We start from the raw sequence: 22,883 nt of genomic DNA on the forward strand, positions 1-22,883 counted from the left end.
AACGCGCGCCACTGCCCGCTTACTCTGCATTGCGGTTCGCTATAATAAGCACAGTGGACAGGGGAGAGTGTCAATAATGATGCTTCGCGATGGTTATTATTCCTCTGAGGGCGCATTTCTGTTAATTAAGCGGCAAATTTAATAAATAAACAGAATATTCCTGGATACGACTATCGAAAATGATATCCGGGGAGTATACTTCTTCATAATCTCTTAGTAATCAATGCAGTGTAATAATCTTAAAATAAAAATTCACTATTTATTCTTTATTCCTCCATAATTGGTTAGAAAATGTTTTTTATCCTTTCACTGTTTTACGGATGCATTGATTAATTGACTTAATTAGTCGTAATATTAATTTCGTCAACACGGCACGGTCCCCCAAATAATACTGAACGTGCTGCTGAATAACCAAATATAAGGATACTGATAATGCGTAAGTTAACTGCAATTTTTGTAGCATCTACTCTGGCTCTGGGCGCAGCAAACCTGGCTCATGCTGCGGATACCACTGCTGCACCAGCAGCTAACACCGCTGCCGGGCACCATATGAAAGGCCCTCATCGTGGCGGCATGCACGACATGATGTTTAAAGACCTGAACCTGACCGACGCGCAGAAAACCCAGATCCGCGACATCATGAAAGCTGAGCACGGCAAAATGCAGCGCCCGTCAGTAGATGAACGCCGCGCGATGCATGACATCATTGCCAGCGACAGTTTCGACAGCGCTAAAGCGCAGGCTGCAGCAGACAAAATGGCAGAGCAGGGTAAAGCCCGTATGCTGGCACATATGGAAACCCAGAACAAAATTTACAACATCCTGACACCGGAACAGAAAAAACAGTTTAACGCTAATTTTGAAAAACGCCTGACCGAACGCCCGGCACGCGGCCATGCTGCGCCGGCAGCAGACGCTGAATAACACTAGCTAACGGAATTTGCTTCTATAAGACCGCCGGTCTTGCCCGTCATCAGCAGATGATGGGCAGAACCGGCGGTTTTGTTTGATCTGCGCCCGGTTCGCTATCAGCGCGAAATGGGTGAGGCCGCCCACTCTCTGACACCGTTCAGGTAACCGGTAATCAACTGGGTTAGTACCGGCTGCAACTGTTGTGCTTTGGCCGGTAGCCAGCGGTAAGGCGGATGTTCATCCATATACAAGTTTTGGGCGATGATCACTTGCAGGGCGCAGATACCCTCCTCTGGCCGGGCCACCGCCCGCAGCGCATACCCCTCACGGAACGGGCCATCCACCGCATAACGCAGCTGTTTGTACTTATCCAGCCCGCGGGTGATCGCTTCCAGAACGGCGGCCGGGCAGCGCTCTGCGTTGCCGGTCAGTATGTTGATGTCGGCGTTATTGGTCACCAGCCGTGACGACAGCGCCTGGATATCCAGCAACTGGGCATAGCCGTACTGGCGTTTGAGCCGCTGTAATTCACTGTTGACCTGCTGATGCCAGGGTTTCCAGATTTGCTCGAAGACTTGCTCGCGATCTTTAATGGTCGGGGCCTTGCCCGGGGTAAAACTCGGTGTGCCGTCCTGCAAGGTTTGCGGCCAGAGATCGCTGTTCTGGTGGTTACCCGGCGGCGGGCAGTCCACATCGATAACCATACGCGAATAATTGGCCATCAGAATACTGGCCCCGGCGGCCCGGGCAAATTGCCACAGTTTATCCTGATGCCAGTCGGTATCCGGTAAGGCCCGCGCCTGTGGGATCAGCGCGGCGGAAACATCGGGGGTTAGCTGGGTGCCGATATGTGGAACGATGATCAGCAGGGGAAGGCTCCCCTGGGAAAACTCAAATGCGCGCATCTGTATCACTCCCTGAAAAGTCACACTCACTGTAACAGTGGCAGGCTTGATCCAAAGCCTGGTTGATATTTGGTTGGTATCTGGTTGCAATAATGTTATTAACAAGCCTATGGCTAAGATTAGCATGAATTATGAATCTGCGGCGGCCCAGGCCAGGGAACTGTGAGCCAGATGGTGGTTAATAATGGCGATTCCGGGGGCATCGCCGCCCCGGGAAAATGAGATCCGGCGCGGAAAAATAGCCGGGTAGGTGGCAAAATGGCACTGATAGATTAATTTGTATAGACAAGTCTATACCAATAATTGATTAACAACAGGATGTCTTTATGCCCCAGTCAGCCCCGTTATGTGAACTGGCCCCCGGCCAGGTGGACCTTGCAACCCTGCGGACTATTTATCAGGGTGGGGTACGGCTCTCGTTGTCGGATGATGCCTGGGAACAGGCCATGGACGCGTGCGCCACCGTGGTCAATATCGTCGATAGCGGGGAAACCGTCTACGGCATTAATACCGGCTTTGGCCGCCTGGCCCAAACCGCTATCCCGCATCATCAACTTGAGGCGTTACAACGTAACTTAATTTTATCGCACAGCTGTGGGGTGGGAGAACCCCTGCCCGATGCGGTGGTCAGGCTGGTGCTGGCGATAAAAATTATCAGCCTCGGCCGGGGGTGTTCCGGGGTGCGCCCGGTGGTTATCGAACATTTACTGGCGTTATTTAATGCCGGTGTGCTGCCGCTTATCCCGGAGAAAGGCTCAGTCGGGGCTTCCGGGGACCTGGCGCCGCTGGCGCATATGGCGCTGGTGCTGATTGGTGAAGGTAGCGTCATTATGCAGGGGGAACACTACCCCGCCAGTGAGGGGCTGGAGCGGGCCGGGATTGCGCCCCTGACCCTCGGCCCTAAAGAGGGGCTGGCATTGCTTAACGGCACCCAGGTCTCTACGGCGCTGGCGCTGCGCGGATTGTTTGAGGCAGAAAATATCTTCGCCGCCGGGCTGGTGGCCGGCGCACTCTCCAGTGAGGCGATTAAAGGCTCGGTAAAACCGCTGGATCGCCGTATTCATGAGGCCCGGGGCCAGGTGGGGCAAATTGCCGTTGCCGGGGCGCTGCGTGGCCTGCTGAACGGCAGCCCGATTGTTGCCTCCCACCAGGCATGCTCCCGGGTGCAGGATCCCTATTCAATTCGCTGTGTTCCCCAGGTGATGGGGGCCTGTCTGGATAATTTATGCTATGCCGCCCGGGTGCTGGCCATTGAAGCTAACGCCGCGTCGGATAATCCGCTGGTGTTCAGTGAGGACGGGATTGTGCTCTCCGGGGGGAATTTCCACGCGGAGCCCGTGGCGTTTGCCGCGGATATTATCGCCCTGGCCGTGGCGGAGATTGGCGCGATTTCTGAACGGCGCATCGCCTTACTGCTGGATGCGCAGCTCTCCGGTTTACCGCCGTTTCTGATTAATGAAGGGGGGCTGAACTCCGGCTTTATGATTGCTCAGGTCACGGCGGCGGCGCTGGCGTCGGAGAATAAGTCCCTGGCGCACCCGGGGAGTGTGGACAGCCTGCCGACCTCTGCCAACCAGGAAGATCATGTCTCTATGGCCGCAGGGGCCGCCCGGCGGTTAGGGGCGATGTGTTTTAACAGCGCCACTATTGTTGGTATTGAGGCGATGGCGGCCGCCCAGGGGATCCATTTTCATCGCCCGCTGCGCAGTACGCCACTGCTGGAAAATGTGCTGGCCGCCATTCGCCAGCGGGTCCCGTGGCTGGATAAAGACAGATATATGGCCCCGGACATTGAGGCCATGCGGCTATGGGCGACCGGTGGGCAGTGGCCGCAGCCGATCATGCGTATTTTGCCGTCTGGTGACGGCCACAGCCGCCAGCGTGGAGATTAACGCCCCCGGGTGGCGTAGCTGCATAACAGCGATCCACCCACCACCATTGCCACTCCCTGCCAGAAAGGCCAGCCGGGCGAGAGCCCCAGCCACAGGCTGGCCAGCAGGGCGGATAGTACCGGGGTAAAATAGGACGCTGCCGCCAGTACCGCCATATTGCCGTGCTGGATCCCGTGGTTCCAGGCGGAATAGGCCAGCGCCGTGGAGGCCCCCATAAAGGCCAGCTCCAGGGTTGGCCCCGGGCTAAAATGCAGCGGCGGTTGTGCGGTGAACAGGTATTTCCCCCACAGCACCAGCGCCGTTGCGCAAAAAAACAGACTGACCCCGTTCTCGCCGTTGCTCCAGCGGTGGGTCAGATTGCAGTAGAGTGCCCAGACCAGCGCGGCACTGAACGCCAGACCGTAAGCGAGTGGGTTGTCCTGCATGTTGTGCCACAGCGCGCTGAATGACCACGGGCTGCCCCCGCGCATCACCTGGAACACCCCGAGGACAGAAAGCGCCAGCCCCGGCCATAGCCAGAGGCTGCTGCGCTGCTGGTTAATCACCAGGGCCAGCAGGATAGTGAGCCCCGGCCACAGGTAGTTGATCATACCCAGCTCCAGGGACTGGCTGCGGCTATGGGCGAGGCCAATCGCCAGCGCGAGGCTTATCTCATAACCGACAAACAATATCCCGCCCACGATCAGGTAGCGGCGCGGCAGGCGGCCCGGCCGGGGAATACCGCGGCTGAGGCATAACAGCACGGCGCTCACGCTGTACACCAGTGCGGCACCGCCGGTGGGGCCAAAGGCCTCGCTGATGCTGCGCAGCAGCCCAACGGACGTGCTCCACAAGAGGACGGCCAGCAGGCCCGCCAGCGTGGCGCGTGACGTCGTGGCGGGCAGGATCTCCTGATGTTCGGTCATCGTTTTACTCTCACGGGATAACCCCCGGCAGCGGCGGGGCCAAAATGAAACCGGGCTGAGAATACTCAGCCCGGTGGTGACACGGTATAGCAAGCAGGCTATCAGGCGCCGATATGTTCCGCAACGCCCTGCTCGTCGGTTTGCGCGCTGGCTTCCAGCTCGCCTTCGTTTTTCGACAACATGGCGGTGGCGATACCGTTACCGAGCACATTAATGCCCGAGCGGCCCATATCGAGGAAGTGGTCAATCCCCATCAGCAGTAAAATACCGGCCACCGGAATGTGGAAGCCCGGAATGGTGGCTGCCAGCACAACCAGCGCCGAGCGCGGCACCCCGGCAATCCCTTTCGATGCCAGCATCAGGGTTATCATCAGTACCGCGATTTCGCTGCCGCTGAGGTGGATATTGTAGGCCTGGGCAATAAACATCGAGGCGAAAGAGCAATAGACCATCGAGCCGACCAGGTTAAAGGAGTAACCGATGGGCAGGACAAACGCCGCGATATTTCGCGAGCAGCCGAAGCGCTCCAGCTGGTCGAGGGTTTTCGGGTAGGCCGCTTCCGAACTGCTGGTGGTAAAGGCGACGATCACCGGATCTTTTAACATTATCAGCAGGCGGTAAACGTCTTTTTTGAGCACCACATAGCCCGCCGCCAGCATCACGATGCAGCTCAGCAGGATAGCAACATAATAGCCGCCAATAAATGAAGCGTAATTGGCGAGGATCCCCAGCCCCTGGGTAGCAATAACCGACGAGATCGCCGCAAAAATAGCCAGCGGGGCAACGTACATCACATAGCCGGTGACTTTAAGCATAATGTGGGAGACCACATCCAGAGCGGCCACCAGCGGCGCGTTAAATTTTTGCCCCAGTGACGCCCCGGCAATACCGAAGAACATCGCGAAGACGACGATTTGCAGGATTTCGTTATCGGCCATTGCGCCGACGATGCTGGTAGGAATGGTATGGGTAATAAACGCTTTCAGGGTCATCCCGCTGACCGCCAGACCGGTTTGCACCTCGCCCGCGGGCACGGTCAGGTTCAGGCCACGGCCCGGGCCTTCGAGGCTGACAACCAGTAATCCCACCAAAATGGAGATAATCGAGGAGGAGACAAACCACAACATGGCCTTGCCGCCAATCCGCCCGATGGTTGAGGTTTCCCCCAGACGCATAATGCCCACGGTGAGGGTACAAAAGACCAGCGGGGCGATAACCATCTTAATTAGCCGTAAGAATATATCGGTGAGCAGGGTGATATTATCTGACCACGCGGTTATCGTCTCCGGGGATGACAGTTGATGGATAAGCGCCCCGGTAACGATCCCCGCGACCATGAACAGTATGATGTATAAAGTGAGCTTATTTGAGTTTGACACGTTACCAAAAGCCTATCTTGCCTGAAACTGGAATGGATACCGGGACGCCAGCGTGAATGTATTATTATGTGGCGTATTTTTATTCGTTATATAAATTGTATTAAAGTGCCATCAGATACAACCTTTTTTTATATTTTATTTATTTTGTTTAGAAAACAAACGTCTGATATTTGGCGTGGTGAGATAATGATTTTTAATAACAAATTATTTACTTTGTGGCCGTGATAATAATCCCCGGTCAACGGGGAATATTATCTGCCATATAATCACAGGGGGAAAAGATGCCCGGTAACGTCCAATTGCGGGCAGGGTGTGGACATGGTGCGGCGCCCCAGTGCCGCCAGGAGAGGTCACAAGGGACGCGTGCCGTTATCAGTGTAACCAGGTCAGCCCGGCATCCGGGGTGAATTGTGCATTATAACGGGCCTGAAAGTGTTTCAATTCCCCGATATCCGGCTCCAGCTCGCGCAGAAAGCCCATTGCCAGGCGGATATGCCCGTCGGTAAGCGGGGTGGCCAGCCGGGCTTTGCGCAACAGCCGCAGCCAGTGCTGGAGCGTCAGCTCGCTGCTGTCGATAATAACAACCTGCCAAATCAGTAATACCTGCACCGCATTTTGCAGATGCACTTCATTCGGGCGCGCCAGGTAGCGCATAAATTCCCCGCCCGCGGTGTGGCCCATCTGATCGACCATTGATTCAACCACCACCGGCTGAATCGCCAGCCGCTCAGTGATGCGGCGTACCGCCCGCCGTGGCCCCGATGTCAGCACGCGGAAACCAACGATAAATACCACCACCAGGGTGGCCAGTGCCAGCCAAACCATCTGTTTTCTCACTTAATTGCCCGGGCGCCATCATACGGGACCAACCGCCGGTATCGCAATCAGAAGCATACCGGACAGGCGGTTATCGCTATGGCGTAACTGAAGGCGCTGGGTGTCGCATTGCGGTGGTCAACCGGGGCGTTGCGCAACATCCCCCGGGGCACTCTCTATCATCAAGTTGTTAACATCAGGTAATGCAACATCGTGTATCTGCTGCCATTTTTATCGAGGCTGTCGCAAATATGAATGCGGCTTTTGATAATTATAAACCATCGTTTTATAGATCGGTGACATCAGTCCAGAGTCTCTTTGTATTTCTGCCATCAGCGGGGGGAGTCTGGCAGAGAGAAAAAGGTTTCTCATCGCCGGTGATTTTACTTTACCCGTAAAGCCCGGCGCATTCCCTGAACGGAAGCGCGGATGTGCTCACCTAACGCTACGGGGTTACGCAAATGACAACAACAGCACGCAAGCCAGGCCTGATTAATTATCTTGCCTATGGCTCAGGGGATTTTCTTGGTGCCGGAACCACGGCGCTTACCGCCGCCTGGTTACTCTATTTCTATACAACGTTCTGTGGGCTTACCCCCATTGAGGCAACCTTTATTTTTGCCATGGCAAGGGTACTGGATGCGGTTGTCAGCCCGCTGATGGGGTTCCTGACTGATAATTTTGGCTCGACCTGGCTGGGGCGTAAATTTGGCCGGCGGAAGTTCTTTATCCTGCTGGGCATTCCCTGTGTCTTCAGTTACAGCCTGATGTGGGTCGGGGAGATGCACTACTGGTACTACTTATTGACCTATCTGGTGTTTGATGTGGTCTACACCATGATCCTGGTGCCCTATGAAACCCTGGTCCCGGAAATGACCGATGATTTCAAAGAGAAAACTAAATTTTCTGGCGCCCGTATTGCCCTGGCCCAGCTCTCGGCAATCCTTGCGGCGTTCCTGCCGGGGATTTTGCTGAGTTATTTCGGCAAAGACAATCCCGATTCGTTTTTCTACGCCAGCCTGGTGTTCTCAACCATGTGTGCGCTGGTGCTGTCGCTGGTCTGGATTTACACCTGGGAACGCCCCCGGGAAGCGTGGACCGAGGCCCAACTGCGGGCCGAGGAAGAACGCAAAGGGCTGACCCTGAAACAGAGCCTGAAACGCCTTAACGTTGAGCTGGCATCCACCCTGCGGATCAAAATTTTCCGCCAGCATCTGGGGATGTACCTCGGGGGCTATATTGCCCAGGACGTGTTTAATGCGGTGTTTACCTACTACGTGGTTTTTGTGCTGATGCAGAGCGCGACTGTGGCCTCCAGCCTGCTGGGCACCATGGCAATCCTGCAGTTTATCTCGGTGATTGCCATGATCCCGCTATGTATCCGATTCGGGCCCGCGCCCTCTTACCGTATGGTGGTGGTGTTATTTGGCCTGAGCTCACTCTCTTACGCCGTGCTCTGGTATGCGGGTCTGAGTGATGTGATGTCGCTGCTGGTACTGGTGTCTGCTCTGGCAGGGCTGGGCCGTGGGGGGATCAACTACGTGCCGTGGAATACCTACACCTATATTGCCGATGTCGATGAAGTGATAACCGGCCAGCGCCGGGAAGGGATCTTTGCCGGGATCATGACGCTGACGCGTAAAGCCTCCCAGGCCGGGGCGGTGATGCTGGTGGGGATTGTGATGCAGCTCTCTGGTTTTGTCAGCGGCCAGAGTGAGCAGCCCCCGGCAGTGGCCCATACCATTCTGATGATCCTGAGTGTTGGCACCGTTGCGGTACTGGCCGTCGGGTTCTTTATCTCACTGAAGTTCAAACTGAATTTGCAAACCCACAGCGTGCTGCGTGAAGAAACCGCCAAAATGCGCACTGCCGGGCGCGCCACCCCTGAATCTATTACCCCGGAAGCCCGCGCCACCGTTGAGATGCTGGCCGGCATGCCTTACGACAATCTGTGGGGGAATAACAATATTGGTTATCTCAACCGTAATAAAGCGGCCGCACCAAAACTTGCCGCACCGTCAGCCATGAAGTCGACATTGAGCAGAGGTTAATTCGATGATTATTTATCCCGTTAAACACAGCCCGTTATTGCGCCAGCCAACGCGTTTTATTGCCCGCGATGAGCTGAAAGCCATGATCCATAAGATAACCGATAATCTGATTAATATTCACGACAATAGCGGCCAATTTTTACTGCGCCTGGATGATGGCCGGGTGATCGACACCAAAGGCTGGGCCGGCTGGGAGTGGACCCACGGGGTGGGGCTGTACGGGATCTGGCAGTATATGAGCCAGACCGGCGATGAAAAAATGCGCGCCATTATTGATAACTGGTTTGCGGACCGGTTTGCAGAAGGGGCCACCACCAAAAATGTTAATACCATGGCCCCGTTTCTGACCCTTGCCAACCGCTATGCAGAGACCGGTAACCCGGCCTGGCTACCGTGGCTGGAGAGCTGGGCGGAGTGGGCGATGCACGACATGCCGCGCACTGACCACGGCGGTATGCAGCACATTACTCTGGCGGAAGAGAACCACCAGCAAATGTGGGATGATACCCTGATGATGACCGTACTGCCGCTGACCCGGATTGGCAAATTGCTCAATCGGCCGGACTATGTGGAAGAGGCCACCTACCAGTTCCTGATGCATGTCCAGTACCTGATGGATCGCAAAACCGGGCTGTGGTTCCACGGCTGGAGTTTTGACGGCCAGCATAATTTTGCCCAAGCCCGCTGGGCCAGGGGAAATAGCTGGCTGACCATGGTTATCCCGGATTTTCTGGAGCTGGTTGATCTGCCGGAACACAGTGCGGTACGCCGTTACCTGATTCAGGTGCTGGAGAGCCAGGTGGCGGCGCTGGCCACATGTCAGGATGACAGCGGGTTATGGCATACCCTGCTGGATGATCCTGACTCCTATCTGGAGGCGTCGGCAACCGCAGGCTTTGCCTACGGCATCCTCAAGGCGGTGCGGATGCGTTATATCGGCAAGCACTATGCGGCGGTGGCGGAAAAAGCCATTCAGGGCATTGTGCGCAATGTCTCCCCGGAGGGGGAGCTGCTGCAAACCTCATTCGGCACCGGAATGGGGCAGGATCTGGAATTTTACCGGCAGATCCCGCTCACCTCGATGCCTTACGGCCAGGCGATGGCGATCCTCTGCCTGACCGAGTATCTGCGCACCTATCTGTAACCGGGTACTGAACGGCTAAGCCGGGAGCGATGACCAAAAAAAGCCCGCCCTCAGCGCACTGAGGGCGGGCGATGAACCCGACAGGGTTAACGAACATTACATCCGTTCGATGGTTTCGATACCCAGGGTATCCAGGCCCAGTTTCAGCGTTTTCGCGGTGAGCAGGGCCAGCTTCAGGCGGCTCTGGCGCACGTTGTCGCTGTCGGCATTGAGGATCGGGCAATGTTCATAGAAGCTGGAGAACAGCCCGGCCAGATCGTACAGGTAGGAACACATCACGTGCGGGGTACCGTCACGGGCTACCACGGTGAGGGTTTCTTCAAACTGCAACAGGCGGGCGGCAAGTAACGCTTCGCGGTCGTCATTGAGCACCACCGGGGCGCTCAGGGCGCTTTCATCGATCCCGGCTTTGCGGAACACTGACAGCACACGGGTATAGGCATACTGCATATACGGCGCGGTGTTACCTTCGAAGGCCAGCATATTATCCCAGTCGAACACGTAATCAGTGGTACGGTTCTTGGACAGATCGGCATATTTTACGGAGCCGATCCCGACAGCGTTAGCCAGTTTTTTCAGCTCGTCTGCGTCCATATCCGGGTTCTTCCCGGCCACCAGGCGCTGGGCGCGATCCAGGGCTTCGTCGAGCAGGTCGGACAGTTTGACTGTCCCACCGGCACGGGTTTTGAACGGCTTGCCGTCTTTGCCCAGCATCATACCGAACATATGGTGCTCCATCGGTACCGAATCCGGCACATAACCGGCTTTGCGCACGATGGTCCACGCCATCATCAGGTGCTGGTGCTGACGGGAGTCAATGTAGTACAGCATCCGGTCGGCGTGCAGTTTCTCGTAGCGGTATTTGGCGCAGGCGATATCCGTCGTGGTGTAGAGATAGCCACCGTCTTTCTTCTGGACGATAACGCCCATCGGTTCGCCTTCTTTGTTTTTAAACTCGTCGAGGAACACCACGGTGGCGCCTTCACTTTCCGTTGCCAGGCCTTTTGCTTTCAGGTCGGCGACAATCGTCGGCAGCATCGGGTTGTACAGGCTTTCACCCATAATGTCGTCTTCGGTCAGGGTGACGTTCAGACGTTTATAGGTGGCCTGGTTCTGGGCCATGGTGATGTCCACCAGCATGCGCCACATTTTCAGGCAGTATTCGTCACCACCCTGCAGTTTAACCACATACCCACGGGCGCGTTTGGCGAATTCTTCGTCTTCGTCGTAGGCTTTTTTCGCTTCGCGGTAGAAGGCTTCCAGGTCAGACAGCCCCATGTCCGCGGAGTTTTCCTGCTGCTGTTTTTCCAGCAATGCGATCAGCATCCCGAACTGGGTGCCCCAGTCGCCGAGATGGTTGGCGCGGATAACGCGGTGGCCAAGGAATTCCAGGGTACGGACGGCGGCATCACCAATGATGGTGGAGCGCAGGTGGCCGACGTGCATCTCTTTCGCCACGTTAGGGGCAGAGTAGTCCACCACCACGGTTTGCGGGTGAGCAACAGGAGCTATCCCGGCGCGGTCGCCTTTCACGGCGTCATCAATATTACCTGCCAGGAATGCAGGATCGAGGAAGATATTAATAAATCCAGGCCCGGCAATTTCAGTTTTACTGGCGATCCCAGACAGATCCAGGTGGTTTATCACCTGCTCAGCGAATTGTCGCGGTGGCACGCCCAGTTTTTTCGCGATAGCCATCACGCCATTGGCCTGATAATCGCCGAACTGAACTTTTGCTGACTGACGAACCTGCGGTTCGCAATCCGCAGGCGCACCTGCGGCAATCAGTGCCTGACTGACTTTTTCTGAGAGAAGAACCTGAATATTCACGGCTTACCTTACTTTTATAAACGCCGCTCAGACTACCGAACGGCAGGCATATTATTGATAAAATTATGGCGATTATACTGTATTTCACCGGGAGCGTCAGCATCGGCAGGCACCACGGTTATACCCGGAACTGGCGAGGGGCAAATAACTGCGGTAGATTAGCCGTTTTCTTAACCCGGAGGCGACCATGGCCCACTGGTATGATATTGAGCAACTGGCGGATATTGCCGGGGATTTACCGCGATTTATTGCTGAACTTCAGCAACTGGCCGCAACGCTGCAACTCGATGTAACGCCCCTGACGGCGGACCATATTTCACTACGCTGCCACCAAAATACCACCGCAGAGCGCTGGCGGCAGGGGTTTGCCCAGTGTGCCACCTTGTTGTCTGAGAATATCATCAACGGCCGGCCTATCTGCCTGTTTAAACTGACGACGCCGGTGACGGTCGGCCACTGGAATATTAAGGTTGTCGAATTGCCCTGGCCCGGGGAAAAACGCTACCCCCATGAGGGCTGGGAACATGTGGAAATTGTCCTGCCCGGCCCCCCGGAAACCCTGAATGCCAGAGCAGTGGCCCTGTTGGGCGATCGGGGGCTGGCAACCCCGGGAATCGCTTTAAAAACCAGCGCCCCCCGGGGCGAAAAAGAGCGCTTACCCAACCCGACACTGGCGGTTACCAACGGCAGGGTGACCATTAAGTTCCACCCGTGGAGCATTGAAGCCGTCGTGGCCAGCGAACAAGAGGCTCCCTGAGTGACATCCCGGGCCGTGAAGCCCGGTAAGCAACGCGGCTAACCCACCAGTGCCTGTCTGAGCCGGGTAATCGCTTCCTCCAGGGTGCTGGCCGGGCAGCCAAAGTTGATGCGTACAAATTGCGGGGCGCCAAAATCTTCACCCGGGGAGAACCCCAGCCCGCGCGCCGCAAACCAGCGGGTGGGGTTATCCACCCCCAGACCGCTGGCATCCACCCAGGCCAGATAGGTGGCCTGAGGGGCCACCATTTTTAACCCCGGTAATGTGCTAACCGCCTCTGCCAGCCGGTCCCGGTTGTGGCGCAGGTAGCCGAGCAGCGCCTCGCGCCAGGGGCCGCCGTTTTGCAGGGCGGCGGTGGCGGCGGTCAGCGCCAGCAGATCCACATGGGGCAGGATACCGTTCCCGGTCGCCACAAAGCGGCGCCGCAGCTCAGGATTGGGGATCACCGCAAATGAGGCACCCAGACCGGCAATATTCCAGGTTTTTGACGGTGACATTAGCGTAATCGAGCACTGGGCGGCGTCTTCACTCAGGGTGGCAAACGGGATGTGGCGTGCAGCCGGGTCGAGGATCAGATCACAGTGGATCTCGTCGGAGCAGACAATGAGATCGTGCTCCCGGGCAAAGGCGAGGTGTGCCTCCAGTTCTGCTTTGCGGTAGACGGTGCCCCCGGGGTTTTGCGGGTTGCAGAGCAATAGCAGTTTTTCTGAGCCATCCATGTCGGCGGTCAGGGCCGGGAGATCGAGTTGCCAGCGTCCCTCCCGGAGGCGTAGCGGCGCATGCCGCTGCCGGCGCGCCGCCAGACGGGCTGCTTTATGAAACGGCGGGTAGATAACCGCCGGGGCAATGCTCTGCTGTTCCGGGCCGGTAAATGCCCGGAGCGCGAGGTTTAAGCCCGGGACCACCCCGGGAATAATCACCAGCCACTCTGGGCGAATGTGCCATTGATACTGGCTGGCGAGCCAGTGGACTATCTGCTCAATAAACGGTTGCGGGTGTCCGGTATAACCAAACACGCCATGATTCACCCGCTGGTTAAGGGCGTTAATAATGCAGGGGGCAGAGCGGAAGTCCATATCGGCAACCCACATCGGCAGGACATCTGCGGGGTATTTATTCCATTTAACACTGTCGCTGTGACGACGCTCGATCCTTTCATCAAAATTGAATGTCATGATACGGGGTCCTGGAAAATGGTTTTTCAGCTTATCACGGTGGCGATAAGCGACGACAGACTGTCTGAAAATTAAGGAGAAAGTAGTGCCATTACTGGAAATTTGCTGTTATGGACTGGATAGTGCGCTAACGGCACAGCAGGCGGGGGCGGACCGGCTGGAACTGTGCAGCGCCCCGGCAGAAGGCGGGCTGACCCCGTCGGCGGGCTTACTCCAGGCCGTGCGGCAACAGGTGACTATCCCGGTGCACCCGATAGTGCGCCCCCGGGGCGGTGATTTTTGCTACACCGGCGCAGAGTTTCAGACCATGCTGGCTGACGTGGCCTGGCTGCGCGATCTTGGCTTTCCGGGGCTGGTGGTGGGGGTGCTGGATGAGGATGGCCAGGTTGATATGGCGCGGATGGCACAAATAATCGCCGCCAGTAATGGGATGGCTGTCACATTTCACCGCGCTTTTGATATGTGCGCGGATCCGTTTTATGCCCTTGAACAACTTACAGATTTAGGTGTTGCGCGCATTTTAACCTCTGGCCAGCAGGCCAGCGCAGTACAAGGAGTTTCACTTCTCAGGGAACTAAATGCCTGTTCCCGTGCTCCAATCATTATGGCCGGTGCGGGAGTACGCCCTGATAATGTCCGGTTGTTTCGCGAGGCAGGCTTGCAGGAGGTGCACAGCTCTGCCGGGCATCAGGTGAATTCACCGATGCGCTATCGCAAAGCCGGGGTGTCCATGTCATCGGGTCCCGGTAATGATGAATATAGTCGCTATTGTGTCAGTGCGAAAACAGTAGCGGCGCTGAAAAACGCCCTCGCGGGATGACGCTTTTTGCCGCGCATCATGTCGCCCAATGTGATGTTTGCATGTACCAGACCCCGGCCTTTCTTGTCGGGGTTCTTTTTATCTGTCGGTTACTGGCCCGGCGTAAGGGAATAACGGATAACTAATAACGCTGTGCGCGGGTATTACCCCGGACAGTTAACTACTGTCTGACTGGCCGTGCGAATAATAACGTAGCGATAGCAATAAAAGGTGAATAATATCATCCAGACGGTTGTGGATGTCCGGGTGTCAGCGATGGTCTGTGGTGGCGATATAATATTTCCGCCTGATGTGGCGTGGGGTGTTTATTGGCTCAGGGTGATGGTGGCGTGCGGAGGGTATCAGGTGGCTAACAGCATTATTTTTATTGTAATTACAGTAAATACATTGAGTTAGGTTGTTTTCTCCATTAAAAACCACGGGGGGTACGCTGTCTGGTAATACGTTGCCCGGTTAACGTGAACAACTACAGGATGGTGTATTTATATTATCTGTTTCGCACAGTAATAATGTAACTGTCGCGACATCGTTAATCAATAATACCCTTAAAGGCGTAATCCAGCGTGGCCGGGAAAAATAAACTGACTGGAAATTTAATAATTATTTATATCCGCCAGACGAAACATGACAAAGGGTATGGTGTAATTCACTCACCCAAGAGGTAGTCAATGAAGTAAATGCCATTTGCCGCCAGTTTCCCTGCTGAGCGGCATTTTTTTTATGGCTTACGGGCAATTAACACCGCGCGTAATGGGGCGGGGTAGCCTTCAATGGTTTTGGTGGCGTCTGCCGGGTCGAGAAAGTCCCCAAGCGATTCCGAGGTCATCCAGGTTGTCCGGCGCTGCTCTTGTTGGGTGGTGTAACACTGGTCGGCGATACGCACATCCACAAAGCCGCATTTCTCCAGCCACTTTTTCAGCGCCAGGGCGGAGGGGATAAAATAGACATTACGCATCTGGGCATAACGATCCCCCGGTACCAGCACGGTATTTTCGTCACCGTCCACCACCAGCGTTTCCAGTACCAGCTCGCCGTCTTTAACCAGTTGATCTTTTAGCTGCCATAAATGATCGAGGGGAGAGCGGCGGTGATACAGGACCCCCATCGAGAACACGGTGTCAAAGGCGTTGAGTGGCGGGAGCTGTTCGATACCCAGCGGCAGAACATGGGCGCGCTGGTCATCCCCCAGCAGCTTACGCACTGCTTCGAACTGGCATAAAAAAAGCTGGGTTGGATCAATACCTACCGCCAGGCTGGCACCGGCACCCACCATGCGCCACAGGTGATAACCACTGCCGCAGCCAACATCAAGAATGGTACGGCCCGCCAGCGGGCTGATATGGGGCAGCACCCGATCCCATTTAAGGTCGGAGCGCCATTCGGTATCAATATGAATGCCATAGAGATCAAACGGCCCTTTGCGCCAGGGCATCAGGTTGCGCAGCAGCTTTTCAATCCCGGTTTTTTGTCCCTCGCTCAGCGGCGTGGCCGCTTCTGCCTGTACCCCGTTCAGTATATCAAGGCGGGCAGGGGTTATCTCCGGCAGGAAGCTGACACTGCGCATCCACTGCTTAAATTGCCCGTGAAGGGCGTCCCGCTGCCAGCTACCCACCTGGGCGGGCAGCGTTTCCAGCCAGTGGGCGAGGGGGCCGGTGGCAATCTGCTGATAAAATTTACCAAAGTCGATCATGACGGTGAACCTGCTTTGATGGCCACCAGGGAACCGAAGTTAAAACACTGGAACCACAGTTCGCTGTGGGTGAACCCCGCCTGACGCAGCCGTTTTTTATGGGTTTCTACCGAGTCAGTCAGCATGACATTCTCCAGCATGCTGCGTTTCTGGCTGATTTCCAGCTCGCTGTAGCCGTTGGCCCGCTTAAAATCATGATGCATATTAAACAGCAGCTCACCTACTTCGGCGTCTTCAAAACTGAACTTCTCCGATAACACCAGGGCGCCACCGGGGTTCAGCCCCTGGTAGACGTTATTCAGCACTTGCTGGCGCTCGGCGGGTTCGAGGAATTGCAGGGTAAAGTTGAGCACCACCAGCGAGGCGTTTTCGATGGTGACCCGGCGGATGTCATCTTCCTGTACCTCAACCGGGGTCTGGGCTTTGAAGGCGGTAACATGGCGGCGGCAGCGTTCCACCATCGCCGGTGAGTTATCCACGGCGATAATCTTACAGCCGGGTTGCTGAATATTGCGCCGTACCGACAGGGTGGCGGCCCCCAGGGAGCAACCGAGGTCATACACCTGGCTGTCCGGGGTGACAAAACGCTCGGCCAGCATGCCGATCATCGAAATAATATTGGAGTAACCAGGGACAGAGCGCTGGATCATATCCGGGAAGACTTCGGCTACTCGTTCATCAAAAGTCCAGTCCCCCAGTTTGTCAATCGGGGCGGAGAAAAGCATATCGCGGTTCGACATAAAACCTAAAATCCGGGAATAACGAAAGTGGAGTATTGTGCGTTAATGGAGACTGAAAACCAACTCCCACGGCATATACCAGAGATTTGACAGTACCATTAGCAGCAGTGCAGCCCAGGTGGCGCTCATTCCGGAGCGCCGCCAGCGTATCAGGCGGTGGTGAAAGCCATAATAATGCATCAGGCGTCCGGCAGTCAGTAATAGACCGCAAACATGGACCATCCATGTTTCGGCACCGTCCATTTCCATCAGTAATAATAACAGTAGCCCAACGGGGATATATTCCACCGCATTGCCGTGGATACGAATGGCGCTTTGTAATTCAGTAAAGCCACCGTCGCCATAGGAGACGTGATATTGCATACGCAGGCGCACCACATCAAAGGAGAACTTTATCAGCAACAGGGCACCCAGCACGGCATAAAGCGCGCTTACCATATTCACTCCGTGTAAACCTGATTCTTTGCCTGCACATCATAGCCGCTCCCCCGCACGCTGTCGCCTGTATGACGATGGATAACGCCCGGTATCAGGTAGCGGCGGTGAACAATTAGAACAGTTGATCCTGCTGAGGAATCGCCGGCAGGGGGCCAATATCGGGGAAGCGCTGCTGTAACGCGGGCCATAAGGTGCGCACCAGCGCCGGCGCCTGGGCAATATCCGGGGTATGTAAAAACAACCAGGGGGAGCCGTTCTGGTACCACTGCCCGAGTTTTTCCAGCCAAACCGCAAACAGCGCCTGATTGCTGGCCATATCGTCGCTGCCGATAAAGCGCACCATCGGCTGATCGGCGGTGGCGATGGCATGCACCGGCAGGCGGGGTTTTTTACGCTGAGCCTCACGCAGGGCTTCACTGTCGGGGCGGGCAAGATGCACTGGCCTGCTGTCGAGGATTACCCGGTTAATCTGGTGCTGATGCAGCCCGCGGTTCAGGGCCTGTTCGGCGTCCCCTTTGGCAAAAAAGGACGGATGGCGGACCTCAACACCGTAGCGAAACGCCCCGGGCAGGCCGTCAAGAAATTGCCACAGGGCCGGGAGGTCCTCCGGGCCGAAGGTGGCCGGTAGCTGGAGCCAGTATTGGCCGGTGCGGGACGCCAGCGGGGCCAGACGGGTAAAAAATTCGCAGGTCAGATCATCACAGTGGCGCAGGGCCGCCTGATGGGAAATGGTGGCCGGGAATTTAAAGCAAAAGCGGAAATTATCGTGGGTCTGTTGATACCAGCGCTGTACCACCTCCGGTGACGGCAGCGCGTACAGCGTGGTATTGCCCTCCACACAGTTAAAGTGGCGGGCATAATCTTCCAGCGAGGTGATCCCCAGGCGCCCCCATTTGGGGTGCGACCACTGGGGCAGGCCAATAAACAGACTCACAGTGCGGCGAGGATCTCAGCGCAACGGCGCACCCGGCCAATGCGCGGGAAAATATTGCTGATGCTGCTCTGGTGCTGTTCGGCACTTGCGGCACTGCAGGCGTCTTCGGCAAATACCAGCGCGAACCCCCGTTCCCAGGCATCACGGGCGGTGGATTCCACCCCGATATTGGTTGAGATCCCGCACAGCACGATGGTGTCAATACCCCGGCGGCGTAACTGAAGCTCTAAATCGGTGCCGTAAAATGCCCCCCACTGGCGTTTGGTGACTTCGATATCGCTGTCTCTTTTACCCAGCGCCACCGGGTAGTGCCACCACTCGGCGGGGAGCGGGGCCGCAGGGGCGGTCATATCGGTGGGCTGTTTTAGTGCCTCGGCATAATCCGGGGACCAGCCCACGCGCACCATCACCACCGGGGCGTGCAGGCTGCGGAATTTTTCCGCCAGCAATGCCGCCTGGCTAACCACCTGTTCGGCGCTGTGGGGGCCTTTGGCAAAAGGCAGGATCCCCTCTTGCAAATCAATGATAACCAGGGCTGAGGTGGCGGGATTCAGTGCTAACATAAAAACTCCGAAACAAAAGTTTGTCTTAACGACCTGTTAATTACACCTTAAACGGGAATAGCATTAGAAGCGTTTACAATTTTTGTTAGTTTTTGTGAGAATAATTACCCCCTGATGCGCAGCAAACGCGCAGTAAGGGTAAGGGCGGACTTATCTCAACGTGGAATTTCCAGTATGATAAGCCCCTTTTTAATTTGTTGTGACATTCAGTGCAGCCGCGGTAAGGCCCTCTGTAGCAACAGAGTTGTGCAGCCAGCGGCTGGCTAAGGGATATCTCATGCGTACACAATACTGTGGGCAGCTCAATCTGTCCCATGTAGGGCAACAAGTGACTCTGTGTGGTTGGGTCAACCGTCGTCGCGATCTGGGTAGTCTTGTTTTCATTGATATGCGGGACCGTGAAGGCATCGTTCAGGTCTTTTTTGACCCGGATCGTCAGGATGTTTTCAAGTTTGCCTCAGAGCTGCGTAATGAGTTTTGTATTCAGGTAACCGGCACTGTACGTGCCCGTGACGAAAAAAACATCAATCGTGATATGGCCACCGGTGAAGTCGAAGTCTTCGCGACCGATCTGAACATCATCAACCGTTCTGAGCCGCTGCCGATTGACTCTAACCATGTCAATACCGAAGAAGCGCGCCTGAAATACCGTTATCTGGACCTGCGTCGTCCGGAAATGGCCCAGCGACTGAAAACCCGGGCGAAAATTACTGCTTTTGTGCGCCATTTTATGGACCGCCACGGTTTTCTGGATATTGAAACCCCGATGCTGACCAAGGCAACCCCAGAGGGTGCCCGCGATTACCTGGTGCCGAGCCGCGTGAACAAAGGTAAATTTTACGCGCTGCCGCAGTCCCCTCAGCTGTTTAAACAACTGCTGATGATGTCCGGGTTCGATCGCTACTATCAGATAGTGAAGTGCTTCCGCGATGAAGACTTACGCGCTGACCGCCAACCTGAATTTACCCAGATAGACGTTGAGACCTCCTTCATGACCGCCGCCCAGGTGCGTGAGATCATGGAAGAGATGATCCGCGGTTTGTGGATGGAAATTAAAGGTGTTGATCTGGGCAAATTCCCGGTGATGACCTTCGCTGAAGCGGATCGCCGTTACGGTTCTGATAAACCGGATCTGCGTAACCCGATGGAACTGGTTGATATTGCCGATTTGCTGAAAGACGTTGAGTTTAAAGTCTTCTCCGGCCCGGCCAATGATGCGAAGGGCCGTGTTGCGGCACTGCGTGTACCGGGCGGTGCCCAGCTGAGCCGTAAACAGATTGATGAATACGGTAAATTTGTTGAAATTTATGGCGCCAAAGGTCTGGCCTACATGAAGGTCAACGAACGCGCCAATGGCCTGGAAGGGATCAACAGCCCAGTGGCTAAATTCCTGACGGCGGAGATAGTGGAACAGATCCTGTCCCGTACTGCGGCCCAGGATGGCGATATTATCTTCTTCGGTGCGGATAAAGGCCGGATCGTTTCCGATGCGATGGGTGCTCTGCGCCTGAAGCTGGGTAAAGATCTGGGCCTGACCGACGACGCCAAATGGGCGCCGATGTGGGTGATTGACTTCCCGATGTTCGAGGAAGATGGCGAAGGTGGCCTGACTGCCATGCACCATCCGTTCACCTCACCGCGCGATATGTCCCCGGAACAGCTGAAAGCACAGCCGGAAACCGCCATTGCTAACGCGTACGACATGGTCATTAATGGCTATGAAGTGGGTGGTGGTTCAGTGCGTATTCATAACAATGCGATGCAGCAGACCGTGTTCGAAATCCTCGGGATTAACGAACAGGAACAGCGCGAAAAATTCGGCTTCCTGCTGGATGCGCTGAAATACGGTACTCCGCCACACGCTGGCCTGGCGTTCGGTCTGGACCGTGTCACCATGCTGCTGACCGGCACCGAAAACATTCGTGACGTTATTGCGTTCCCGAAAACCACGGCTGCCGCGTGTCTGCTGACCGATGCGCCAAGTTTAGCTAATCCGGTTGCGCTAAATGAGCTGGGTATCGCCGTTGTGAAGAAAGGCGAATAACAGACATGGCCTGGAAGCAACCCGTTTCGGTACTGGTGGTGATTTTTGCCCGGGACACGAAGCGGGTGCTGATGTTGCAGCGGCGCGATGATCCTGATTTCTGGCAGTCGGTTACCGGCAGCCTGGAGGCAGGTGAAAGCGCCCTGCAGGCTGCGCAGCGCGAAGTAAAGGAAGAGGTTGCTATTGATATTGCCGCTGAGCAATTACCCTTAGTTGACTGCCAGCGCTGCGTAGAGTTTGAAATTTTTACTCATTTTCGTCATCGCTATGCGCCGGGTGTGGTGCGTAATACCGAATATTGGTTCTGTCTTGCGCTCCCTCACGAACGCCAGATTGAGATCAGTGAACATCTTGCCTGGTATTGGGCTAATGCAGCGGAGGCCGCCGCATTAACCAAATCGTGGAGCAACCGGCAGGCGATTGAAGAGTTTGTAATTGATGTCGCCTGATACAGGCGCTTTTGGAGATATTTATGGCAGGTCATAGTAAATGGGCCAACACGAGACACCGTAAAGCGGCGCAGGATGCCAAGCGCGGTAAAATTTTCACTAAAATCATTCGCGAGCTGGTCACCGCTGCCCGTCTGGGCGGTGGTGATGCGGACGCTAACCCGCGTCTGCGCGCCGCGGTGGATAAAGCGCTGTCTAACAACATGACGCGCGATACCCTGAACCGCGCCATTGCCCGCGGTGTGGGTGGCGATGATGATGCGAACATGGAAACCATCATCTACGAAGGGTACGGCCCTGGCGGTACCGCCGTGATGATTGAGTGCCTGAGCGATAACCGTAACCGTACCGTAGCTGAAGTGCGTCACGCCTTCACCAAATGCGGCGGCAACCTCGGCACTGATGGTTCTGTGGCTTATCTGTTCAGCAAGAAAGGGGTTATCTCCTACGCGCCGGGCGTTGACGAAGATGCCGTCATGGAAGCAGCCCTGGATGCCGGTGCTGAAGATATCGTTAACTACGATGACGGTGCTGTTGACGTGTACACTGCCTGGGAAGAACTGGGCAAAGTGAAAGATAAACTGGATGCCACCGGCCTGGTCGCGGAAAGCGCTGAAGTCGCCATGATCCCGTCAACCAAAGCGGATATGGATGCGGAAACCGCACCGAAACTGATGCGGATGATCGATATGCTGGAAGATTGTGACGACGTGCAGGAAGTTTACCATAACGGTGAAATTTCTGACGAAATCGCAGCAATGCTGGATTGATCCGAATATAACGACAATATCACCTGCGTCAGCGGGGGATTAATGCGTTAATGTGGGCTGCACGCTTTTGGGCGAGCAGCCTTCTTATTTAACGACAGGATGTAATATGGCGATCATACTCGGTATTGACCCGGGATCGCGGATTACCGGTTATGGCGTGATCCGCCAGACTGGCCGGCAGCTAACCTATCTGGGCAGTGGCTGTATTCGTACTCAGGTAGTGGATTTACCCTCGCGCTTAAAACTGATTTATGCCGGGGTGTCAGAAATTATTACCCAGTTTCAGCCTGATTATTTTGCCATTGAGCAGGTCTTTATGGCCAAAAATGCTGACTCAGCCCTCAAGCTGGGCCAGGCGCGCGGCGCGGCGATTGTTGCCGCCGTGAATCAGGAATTGCCGGTGTTTGAATACGCCGCCCGCCAGGTGAAACAAACGGTGGTGGGCATTGGTAGCGCGGAGAAAAGCCAGGTACAGCATATGGTGCGTACCTTGCTCAAGCTGCCTGCTAATCCTCAGGCAGATGCGGCGGATGCGCTGGCCATCGCGATTACCCACTGCCATATCAGCCAGAATGCTATCCAGATGAGTGAGTCCCGGCTCAATCTCGCCCGGGGCCGGTTAAAGTAATTAAGGCTGGATAAACATCCAGCCTTTTTTATATCATAGGC

21 protein-coding genes are annotated in these 22,883 nt (G+C 55.7%); 10 read left to right on the forward strand and 11 right to left on the reverse strand.

All coding sequences use genetic code 11. The features are described 5' to 3' along the window. The first annotated feature begins 432 nt into the window (after positions 1 to 432). Positions 433 to 924 (forward strand): ATP-independent periplasmic protein-refolding chaperone Spy, encoded by a 492-nt coding sequence (gene spy / locus F9C28_RS03170; protein WP_199013787.1) that lies wholly within the window; start codon positions 433 to 435, stop codon positions 922 to 924. Positions 925 to 1,028: 104 nt separating this feature from the next. Here spy and F9C28_RS03175 read toward each other — a convergent pair whose 3' ends face one another. Then, positions 1,029 to 1,817, reverse strand: coding sequence for an N-formylglutamate amidohydrolase (locus tag F9C28_RS03175; RefSeq protein ID WP_199013788.1), 789 nt, complete (start codon positions 1,815 to 1,817; stop codon positions 1,029 to 1,031). Between the two features lie 326 nt (positions 1,818 to 2,143). Here F9C28_RS03175 and hutH point away from each other — a divergent pair, with 326 nt between their 5' ends. Further along, entirely contained in the window at positions 2,144 to 3,709 is a 1,566-nt protein-coding gene (hutH, locus tag F9C28_RS03180; RefSeq protein WP_199013789.1) for a histidine ammonia-lyase, read from the forward strand. Here the strand turns inward: hutH and yddG are convergent. The 3 genes from yddG to F9C28_RS03195 all read right to left on the reverse strand — a co-directional run bounded on the left by yddG (position 3,706) and on the right by F9C28_RS03195 (position 6,818). Next, positions 3,706 to 4,614, reverse strand: coding sequence for an aromatic amino acid DMT transporter YddG (yddG, locus tag F9C28_RS03185; RefSeq protein ID WP_408641432.1), 909 nt, complete (start codon positions 4,612 to 4,614; stop codon positions 3,706 to 3,708). The two genes, hutH and yddG, sit on opposite strands and share 4 nt — an antisense overlap. Before the next feature lie 101 nt (positions 4,615 to 4,715). Further along, positions 4,716 to 5,993 (reverse strand): dicarboxylate/amino acid:cation symporter, encoded by a 1,278-nt coding sequence (locus F9C28_RS03190; protein WP_199013790.1) that lies wholly within the window; start codon positions 5,991 to 5,993, stop codon positions 4,716 to 4,718. A 372-nt stretch (positions 5,994 to 6,365) separates the two neighbouring features. Next, positions 6,366 to 6,818 carry a DUF1198 domain-containing protein gene (locus F9C28_RS03195; protein WP_199013791.1) on the reverse strand — a complete coding sequence of 151 codons (453 nt, stop codon included), beginning with the start codon at positions 6,816 to 6,818 and terminating at the stop codon, positions 6,366 to 6,368. A gap of 452 nt (positions 6,819 to 7,270) precedes the next feature. Here F9C28_RS03195 and F9C28_RS03200 point away from each other — a divergent pair, with 452 nt between their 5' ends. Beyond that, positions 7,271 to 8,860, forward strand: a complete 1,590-nt coding sequence (locus F9C28_RS03200; protein WP_199013792.1) for an MFS transporter — start codon at positions 7,271 to 7,273, stop codon at positions 8,858 to 8,860. 4 nt (positions 8,861 to 8,864) lie between these two features. Then, positions 8,865 to 10,004, forward strand: a complete 1,140-nt coding sequence (gene bglB / locus F9C28_RS03205; RefSeq protein ID WP_199013793.1) for a beta-galactosidase BglB — start codon at positions 8,865 to 8,867, stop codon at positions 10,002 to 10,004. Positions 10,005 to 10,100: 96 nt separating this feature from the next. Here bglB and argS read toward each other — a convergent pair whose 3' ends face one another. Then, complete coding sequence (gene argS / locus F9C28_RS03210) at positions 10,101 to 11,834, reverse strand: arginine--tRNA ligase (protein ID WP_199013794.1); 1,734 nt, start codon at positions 11,832 to 11,834, stop codon at positions 10,101 to 10,103. Positions 11,835 to 12,021: 187 nt separating this feature from the next. On the opposite strand from argS, the gene F9C28_RS03215 reads away from it, so the two are divergent. Next, a complete protein-coding gene (locus tag F9C28_RS03215; RefSeq protein ID WP_199013795.1) occupies positions 12,022 to 12,591 on the forward strand; it encodes a VOC family protein in 570 nt (189 codons plus the stop codon). Positions 12,592 to 12,629: 38 nt separating this feature from the next. On the opposite strand, the gene F9C28_RS03220 is transcribed toward F9C28_RS03215, so the two are convergent. Further along, positions 12,630 to 13,766 carry a MalY/PatB family protein gene (locus F9C28_RS03220; RefSeq protein WP_199013796.1) on the reverse strand — a complete coding sequence of 379 codons (1,137 nt, stop codon included), beginning with the start codon at positions 13,764 to 13,766 and terminating at the stop codon, positions 12,630 to 12,632. Between the two features lie 85 nt (positions 13,767 to 13,851). On the opposite strand from F9C28_RS03220, the gene cutC reads away from it, so the two are divergent. Next, positions 13,852 to 14,586, forward strand: coding sequence for a copper homeostasis protein CutC (cutC, locus tag F9C28_RS03225; protein ID WP_199013797.1), 735 nt, complete (start codon positions 13,852 to 13,854; stop codon positions 14,584 to 14,586). Positions 14,587 to 15,304: 718 nt separating this feature from the next. On the opposite strand, the gene cmoB is transcribed toward cutC, so the two are convergent. The 5 genes from cmoB to F9C28_RS03250 all read right to left on the reverse strand — a co-directional run bounded on the left by cmoB (position 15,305) and on the right by F9C28_RS03250 (position 18,951). Then, the gene (gene cmoB / locus F9C28_RS03230) at positions 15,305 to 16,276 is read right to left on the reverse strand and encodes a tRNA 5-methoxyuridine(34)/uridine 5-oxyacetic acid(34) synthase CmoB (protein WP_199013798.1); all 972 of its coding nucleotides are present in this window, start codon (positions 16,274 to 16,276) and stop codon (positions 15,305 to 15,307) included. Continuing rightward, positions 16,273 to 17,016 (reverse strand): carboxy-S-adenosyl-L-methionine synthase CmoA, encoded by a 744-nt coding sequence (gene cmoA / locus F9C28_RS03235; RefSeq protein WP_199013799.1) that lies wholly within the window; start codon positions 17,014 to 17,016, stop codon positions 16,273 to 16,275. Before cmoA ends, cmoB begins: the two co-directional genes overlap by 4 nt. Positions 17,017 to 17,058: 42 nt before the next feature. After that, positions 17,059 to 17,454 (reverse strand): MAPEG family protein, encoded by a 396-nt coding sequence (locus F9C28_RS03240; RefSeq protein ID WP_199013800.1) that lies wholly within the window; start codon positions 17,452 to 17,454, stop codon positions 17,059 to 17,061. 112 nt (positions 17,455 to 17,566) lie between these two features. Continuing rightward, complete coding sequence (locus F9C28_RS03245; RefSeq protein WP_233148887.1) at positions 17,567 to 18,382, reverse strand: DUF72 domain-containing protein; 816 nt, start codon at positions 18,380 to 18,382, stop codon at positions 17,567 to 17,569. Between the two features lie 2 nt (positions 18,383 to 18,384). Next, entirely contained in the window at positions 18,385 to 18,951 is a 567-nt protein-coding gene (locus F9C28_RS03250; RefSeq protein ID WP_199013802.1) for a hydrolase, read from the reverse strand. 277 nt (positions 18,952 to 19,228) lie between these two features. On the opposite strand from F9C28_RS03250, the gene aspS reads away from it, so the two are divergent. The 4 genes from aspS (at position 19,229) to ruvC (ending at position 22,842) form a co-directional block, all read left to right on the forward strand. Continuing rightward, positions 19,229 to 20,995: an aspartate--tRNA ligase gene (gene aspS / locus F9C28_RS03255; protein ID WP_199013803.1), complete on the forward strand. Its 1,767-nt coding sequence runs from the start codon at positions 19,229 to 19,231 to the stop codon at positions 20,993 to 20,995. Positions 20,996 to 21,000: 5 nt separating this feature from the next. Continuing rightward, positions 21,001 to 21,444 carry a dihydroneopterin triphosphate diphosphatase gene (gene nudB, locus F9C28_RS03260; RefSeq protein ID WP_199013804.1) on the forward strand — a complete coding sequence of 148 codons (444 nt, stop codon included), beginning with the start codon at positions 21,001 to 21,003 and terminating at the stop codon, positions 21,442 to 21,444. A 23-nt stretch (positions 21,445 to 21,467) separates the two neighbouring features. Beyond that, on the forward strand, positions 21,468 to 22,214 hold the full coding sequence (locus F9C28_RS03265) for a YebC/PmpR family DNA-binding transcriptional regulator (protein WP_199013805.1): 747 nt from the start codon (positions 21,468 to 21,470) through the stop codon (positions 22,212 to 22,214). A gap of 106 nt (positions 22,215 to 22,320) precedes the next feature. Continuing rightward, complete coding sequence (ruvC, locus tag F9C28_RS03270; protein ID WP_199013806.1) at positions 22,321 to 22,842, forward strand: crossover junction endodeoxyribonuclease RuvC; 522 nt, start codon at positions 22,321 to 22,323, stop codon at positions 22,840 to 22,842. The last annotated feature ends 41 nt before the right edge of the window (positions 22,843 to 22,883 follow it).

It is taken from the genome of Shimwellia pseudoproteus (assembly GCF_016415625.1).
GTDB lineage: Bacteria > Pseudomonadota > Gammaproteobacteria > Enterobacterales > Enterobacteriaceae > Shimwellia > Shimwellia pseudoproteus.

Coding starts and splice junctions, on each gene's coding strand:
- spy (WP_199013787.1), top strand. CDS start 433: ATGCGTAAGTTAACTGCAATTTTTGTAGCATCTACTCTGGCTCTGGGC.
- F9C28_RS03175 (WP_199013788.1), bottom strand. CDS start 1,817: ATGCGCGCATTTGAGTTTTCCCAGGGGAGCCTTCCCCTGCTGATCATC.
- hutH (WP_199013789.1), top strand. CDS start 2,144: ATGCCCCAGTCAGCCCCGTTATGTGAACTGGCCCCCGGCCAGGTGGAC.
- yddG (WP_408641432.1), bottom strand. CDS start 4,614: ATGACCGAACATCAGGAGATCCTGCCCGCCACGACGTCACGCGCCACG.
- F9C28_RS03195 (WP_199013791.1), bottom strand. CDS start 6,818: ATGGTTTGGCTGGCACTGGCCACCCTGGTGGTGGTATTTATCGTTGGT.
- F9C28_RS03200 (WP_199013792.1), top strand. CDS start 7,271: ATGACAACAACAGCACGCAAGCCAGGCCTGATTAATTATCTTGCCTAT.
- bglB (WP_199013793.1), top strand. CDS start 8,865: ATGATTATTTATCCCGTTAAACACAGCCCGTTATTGCGCCAGCCAACG.
- F9C28_RS03215 (WP_199013795.1), top strand. CDS start 12,022: ATGGCCCACTGGTATGATATTGAGCAACTGGCGGATATTGCCGGGGAT.
- F9C28_RS03220 (WP_199013796.1), bottom strand. CDS start 13,766: ATGACATTCAATTTTGATGAAAGGATCGAGCGTCGTCACAGCGACAGT.
- cmoB (WP_199013798.1), bottom strand. CDS start 16,276: ATGATCGACTTTGGTAAATTTTATCAGCAGATTGCCACCGGCCCCCTC.
- cmoA (WP_199013799.1), bottom strand. CDS start 17,016: ATGTCGAACCGCGATATGCTTTTCTCCGCCCCGATTGACAAACTGGGG.
- F9C28_RS03240 (WP_199013800.1), bottom strand. CDS start 17,454: ATGGTAAGCGCGCTTTATGCCGTGCTGGGTGCCCTGTTGCTGATAAAG.
- F9C28_RS03250 (WP_199013802.1), bottom strand. CDS start 18,951: ATGTTAGCACTGAATCCCGCCACCTCAGCCCTGGTTATCATTGATTTG.
- aspS (WP_199013803.1), top strand. CDS start 19,229: ATGCGTACACAATACTGTGGGCAGCTCAATCTGTCCCATGTAGGGCAA.
- nudB (WP_199013804.1), top strand. CDS start 21,001: ATGGCCTGGAAGCAACCCGTTTCGGTACTGGTGGTGATTTTTGCCCGG.
- F9C28_RS03265 (WP_199013805.1), top strand. CDS start 21,468: ATGGCAGGTCATAGTAAATGGGCCAACACGAGACACCGTAAAGCGGCG.
- ruvC (WP_199013806.1), top strand. CDS start 22,321: ATGGCGATCATACTCGGTATTGACCCGGGATCGCGGATTACCGGTTAT.